Genomic DNA, 238 nt, shown 5'->3' with positions numbered 1-238 from the left:
GAAGGCAAAACCCTTCACGCCCAGAAGCTCTTGAATTTCGATGGCCACGGCGGGGTAGGCGCGCTCAAGATTGGAAGCCGCGCAGATCACCGCATCCACATCATCGGCGGACTTTCGAGCGGCAGCGAGCGCCTTTTGCGCAGCATCAACCGCCATTTCCGCCATTAGGGAGGGTTCCTCATCCGCGCGCTGGCGCAGCAGGGGGTGCATGACATTGGGGTCCAACACGCCGGATTTG

The 238-nt window shown here is 61.3% G+C and carries 1 pseudogene; it reads right to left on the bottom strand.

From position 1 onward, the window contains the following. Positions 1-238 (bottom strand): annotated as a pseudogene (locus tag A3722_RS16905) (beta-ketoacyl-ACP synthase III); the annotation flags it as partial.

This window comes from Sulfitobacter sp. HI0027, assembly GCF_001634775.1.
In the GTDB taxonomy this organism is placed as follows: Bacteria; Pseudomonadota; Alphaproteobacteria; order Rhodobacterales; family Rhodobacteraceae; genus Sulfitobacter.
Note: the sequence above shows the minus strand (reverse complement) of the source record. Positions and strands in the feature narration are given on the sequence as shown.